Source organism: Promicromonospora kroppenstedtii DSM 19349 (genome assembly GCF_000515355.1).
GTDB classification, from domain to species: Bacteria; Actinomycetota; Actinomycetes; order Actinomycetales; family Cellulomonadaceae; genus Promicromonospora; species Promicromonospora kroppenstedtii.
Genome location: NZ_KI911740.1, coordinates 192,457 through 197,500, shown reverse-complemented (window position 1 = coordinate 197,500; position 5,044 = coordinate 192,457). Strand labels below are relative to the sequence as shown.

Here is a 5,044-nt window from a genome sequence, read left to right as displayed (position 1 = left end):
GACGGATCGAAGCTCGGTCGATCGGGGTTCGGTCGATCGGGGTTCGGTCGATCGGCGTTCGGTCGATCGGCGTTCGGTCGACGGGCCACAGCTCGGTCGACCCAACGCCGTCGTCAACTGGCCGGAGCTCGACCGACCGTAATCCGATCGACCGAACCCCGATCGACCGAGCTCCGACCCGCGAGTCACCACCCGGTCGGTCACAACCCGGCGCTCAGCCCGCGACGTCCGCCACGGCGCGGGCTCGGCCCACGACGAAGGCCGCGTGCAGCACCGCGGGCGGTGTCAGGTCGCCGGCCAGCAACCCCTGGGCCGTGCGCTCAAGCGTTGCAAGCCCGAGGTCTCGCGCTAGGAGGCGCGCCTGCTCGACGTCGGAACGCTGCCGGGTCGTGAGCGCCGGGCGGCCCGTCGCGGCGGCGGCCAGCAGGACGTCACCGAGCAGCAGTGTCACGCGGCGGACCGGGGCCGGCGGAGCGGACGCCGGACGCACCGACCTGGCCGCGGAAGCCTGCGCCTTGAGCTTCCGCAGCCGTCGGCGCCAGAAGTCCCAGTAGCTCGTCTCGAGGGACCACGCAGGGGTGATCGTGGGGCTGACCAGCCTGATCGCGCCCTTCTTGTCGCGCACGAACAGGCCGACCGGCTCGTCCCGTTCCTCGCGTCGCTCGATCGTCACCGCGACCAGCTTGGACCGGACCGACAGCAGCGTCTGGACCGCCTGCTCGCCCGCAACCGGCAGCCGCAGCAGCCGGGTGTCACCCTCCGACGTGATGACGGAAAGTGTCAGCTCCTGGCGCACCTCGTCGATGCCGACCTCACCGACGTCGCGGACCAGCACCATCCGGACGTTGGCCGGACGGCGTCCGAACCCGACGACGTCGCGCGGCTGTACCCCGGCGCCGGTGCGCTCGGCGATCACGCGGAGCTCGTCGAGGTCGAACCCGTCGCCCTCCAGGCGCTGGAGCACTGGGGCGCCACCGGCACCGAGCCCGCCGTCCGGTTTAGTGCGCACCCTGGTGAGGGCGAACGCGCCCTCGCACAGCGTGCTCAGCGACCGGTTCCACAGCAGCGGGCTCGTCCAGCTGCGCTGGAACCGCGGGTCGGTGCCCGACGGGCGTCCCGTCACGACCTGCCGCACCTGGCCGGCGTCGGCCACGGAGTGCGCGCCCGCTTCGGTCTCGGCGTCCCAGCCCAGGTAGGCCAGGCCACGCGAGCCGCTCTGCGAGGTCCACCACCGGGCCCCGAGCGGGACCCAGCGCGCGATGTCCACCTCGTCGTCGGCATTTTTGCCCTTGCCGTCCTTGCCCGACCCGGCCTTGCCGTCCTTGCCTGGCCCGGTCTTGCCGTCCTTGCCCGACCCGGCCTTGCCTGGCCCGGTCTCGCCGACCGGGCCCACGCCAGCACCGGCGGCACCGGTTCCGGCAGCGACCGGGTCCGTCGCACGCTCCAGCGCCTCGCACATCGCCCAGATCTCGGCGAGGACGTCGAGCAGGTCCGACTCGGTGACGGCGTCGTCGCGGCCGGCCAGACCCGCGACGAGGCCGCCGCCGACCCGGATGAGCCCGTCGAACCGCACGTTGCCCACGCGCTCCGGTGCGACCTGGTCGAACCCGGCGACACGCACGCGGCCGGCCAGCGCGACCAGTGACTCGGCATCGTCGGTGCCGAGGTGGGACAGGCCGCCCGACATCAGCCGCCCGACGACGTCGCGTACCTCCGCAAGTGCCTCCCGGCGCCGCTTGAGCACTGCCGGGGTCGGGCCGCGTTTCGCCGACGTGCCCGAGCTCGCAGCCGTTGCTCCGCCAGCAACCGATCCGAACCTGGCCGCAGCATTTGGAGCATCCGGAGCACCGGGAGCACCCACAGCGGGCTCGCCCGAACCGCCCGGCTCCGCACTCGCTCCCGCCGACCTGGGCACCGACTGCGCCACGACTGACGTCGAACCGGCGTTCCCCGGGCCAGACTGTCCAGCACCAGACTGTCCAGCACCAGACGGCCCAGCACCAGACTGTCCAGCACGAGACTGCCCAGCACCAGACGGTCCAGCACCAGCCGGCGGCGCCTCGGGTGCTATCTCGATCGCCCAGAGGCACGCGGTCAGCACGTGCTGGCACACACCCGCCGTCGGGCAGTCGCACGAGACCGCCGCGGGACCGCGGCCGTCCACACGTACGGTCACCCCGGACACGTCGAGCACCGCGCCCTTGGCGTCGTGCGACACCTCGGTCACGGTGTCCTTGCGGGCACGACGCAGCAGGCCCGGGTTGCCGAGCGCCTTGAGCGCGTCGTCGTCCAGGCCGGCATAGGGCGCCGCCCAGGCATAGGTCTTCTTCTCGCTCACGAGAGCACCTCCCCCAGCCACTCGGCGAATCGTTCGGGCGTCAGCGCGGCGACCTCCATGCCGCACTCAGCCAGGTTGCGGGCCGTGCCCTGGTCGTAGACGGGCTCGGCCGCCTCGTCCAGCGCGGCTAGCCCGAGCATGGTGACGCCGGACGACGCCATGCGCCGCACGGTCGTGAGCAGGCTCGACACCGATCCGCCCTCGTAGAAGTCGCTGACCAGCGCCACCACCGTCCGGGACGGGTTGCGGACCTGCTGCTCGGCGTGCCGCACGGCGCGCGCGATGTCGGTGCCGCCGCCGAGCTGAGCGGTCATCAGCACCTCGACGGGGTCGGCGGCCAGGTGCGACATGTCCACCACCGAGGTGTCGAACAGGTAGAGCTGCACGTTGATGCCGGGCAGCCCCGACAGGATCCCGGCGCACACCGCGGAGTACAGCAGCGAGGGCGCCATCGAGCCCGACTGGTCGACCAGCAGGATGACGTCCCAGGTCAGGGTGCGCTTGGCCCGCGCGGAGAACCGGACGTCCTGCACCATCATGCGGCCGTCCGCGTCGACCCGGCCAAGGTTGGCGCGCAGGGTGCGCTTCCAGTCGAAGTTCCGCGCGACACGGTGCATCGAGCGGCGCGACCTGTCGATGCGGCCGTTGACCGCAGTAGTGAACCGAGGCCGCAGCCGCTTCACGACGTCGTCGACGACCCGGCGGATGATGCGGCGCAGGCCGTTGGCGGCCTGGTCGTTCAGGGCACCGCGCACCTGCAGCATCGCGACCGCGAGCTCGCGCGACGGCTCCAGGGTCTCGAGCGCGGTCTCGTCCTGGAGCAGCTCGGTGAGGCCGTACCGGCTCACGGCGTCGACCTGCATGCGCTCGAAGGTCTCGCGCGGGAACAGGCTGCCGGCCTCGTTGAGCCAGCCAAGGGCGGTGACGTCGACGCCGTGCGGCTGGGAACCGCCCAGCCCTGCGCCGCCACCGCTCCGGCCGCCCTCGCCGTTTGGTCCACCCCGACCGACGCGGTGCCCGCGGGCCGTGTACTCGCGGTCGTACAGGTACCGCAGGGACCGCTCAAGACCCTGGTCCTGCTGGCCCACCTGCAGCTCGTCGGCGGCGTACCGGCCCAGGACCAGACGCCAGCGGCGGGCGGCCTCGCCGTCCGATACCGACGGTCCTGCTACCAACCCGGCCGACGACGACGCCGATGACGCGTCCACCGCCGGATCGGACGGCGTCCGATCGATCGTGCTCATGCTTCTCCTCCTGCCGGGGTGGCGCCCACAGCACTCTCCATGTCAGTTGCTGCAACCCAGTGGGCCAGGCCGTCCCGCTCCAGCACCGCCACCAGCTCGCGGTCCAGAGCAAGGCCGGTGGCGAGGTCCTCCTCGGACAGCGCGACTCGAACGTCCACCTGGTCGACGCGCGCTCCGGTCCGCTCCGCGACCCGCTTGGCCAGCCGGTGCGTCTCGGTGGGCCGCAGCCACGTGAAGGCCCGCCGCAGGTCGGGGAGCACCGCGAGGAACGCATCACCCTCCAGTGCGCGCAAGGCCTCGTCGACGGCGTCGAACATCTCCGGGGTGTGCAGGATGAGGTCCGGCGCCGCCCGCATGACACCGCCCAGGAACCGCACCGCGGCGCCTGGGTCGGCGCCCGCGGCCAGGGCACCGCGCACGCGCGTGACCAGGACGTCGTCGGCCACCTCACCGTCGGTGAACCCGAGGGCGAGCAGGGCGCCGGCCACCGCGGGGGCCGTGCTCCCGTCGTCCCGCAGGCGACCCAGCTCTCGGGCGACGGCGAGGCGGTTCACCGCGCCGACCGTTGCCCAGTCCGCGCCGGCGGCCACATTGCCCGCCACGGCAGTGTCAGCCAACCCGCCACCAGCCAACGTGCCGTCAGCCAACGTGCCGTCAGCCAACCCGGCGTCAGCCAACCCGCCGCCAGCCAACGTGCCGTCAGCCAACGTGCCGTCAGCCAACGCTCCGTCGGCGGCCGCCGCGTCGCGCAACAGGGAGCGCAGGCCGATCAGGGTGCCGATCGCGGCGTCCTCGTCCTCGGCACGCACCTTGCCAAGGTCGCTGACCAGGTAGGCGGCCGTGGCGAGCGCCTGGCTCACGAGGTCGAGCAGCTCGCCCGCGTACTCCTCGGCGCCGAGCTCGACCCGCGCCTCCCACAGGCCGAGCAGCCGGCGCGCGCCCGAGACGACGGAGTCCACGTCGCGGTCGGTGTCCAGGGTGACGCGCAGCAAGGAGACGATCCGCGGCAGGTGCGAGCCCATGCCGATCACCAGCGCCTGCGCCACGAGCCGAGCAAGGGCGTCGACAGAGGCGGACCCTGTGTTGGGCACAGCCCCTGCGCCGGACACAGCTCCCGCGCCAGAACCCGCTCCGGGCACGGCACCGGACCCCGCACGGGCGCCCGACAGTCGCGCCTCCGCCTCGGTCAGCCGAGCGACGGCGACGGCCTCCAGCGTGGCACCGAGGTGCACCATCTCCACGAGGCGCGCCTCGACCAGCGGCGTCCAGCAGTACTGCCACTCCTCCGTGATCAGCCCGAGACCTCGGCCGGCCACGTGGTCGGGCCCCGAGACAAGCTGCCCGAAGCCGGCCCCGACGAAGTCGAGCAGGGCCAGCACCTGGCGCTTGGCCCGGTGCGACGCCGTCCGACGCGCGTCCAGGCGGGCCGTGCGCGGCAACGAGTCGTCGACGACGAGCCGCA

General features: G+C 73.0%; 3 protein-coding genes. All 3 read right to left on the bottom strand.

Annotated elements, in window-relative coordinates; genetic code table 11:
* Positions 1 to 214 precede the first annotated feature (214 nt).
* Entirely contained in the window at positions 215 to 1,744 is a 1,530-nt protein-coding gene (locus tag PROKR_RS23345) for a hypothetical protein (RefSeq protein WP_036968124.1), read from the bottom strand.
* A 590-nt stretch (positions 1,745 to 2,334) separates the two neighbouring features.
* Positions 2,335 to 3,582 (bottom strand): VWA domain-containing protein, encoded by a 1,248-nt coding sequence (locus PROKR_RS23340; protein WP_211240213.1) that lies wholly within the window; start codon positions 3,580 to 3,582, stop codon positions 2,335 to 2,337.
* The coding region (locus PROKR_RS23335; protein WP_036968121.1) for a DUF5682 family protein at positions 3,579 to 5,044 on the bottom strand (1,466 nt) is incomplete at its 5' end. The genes PROKR_RS23340 and PROKR_RS23335, both read right to left, overlap by 4 nt.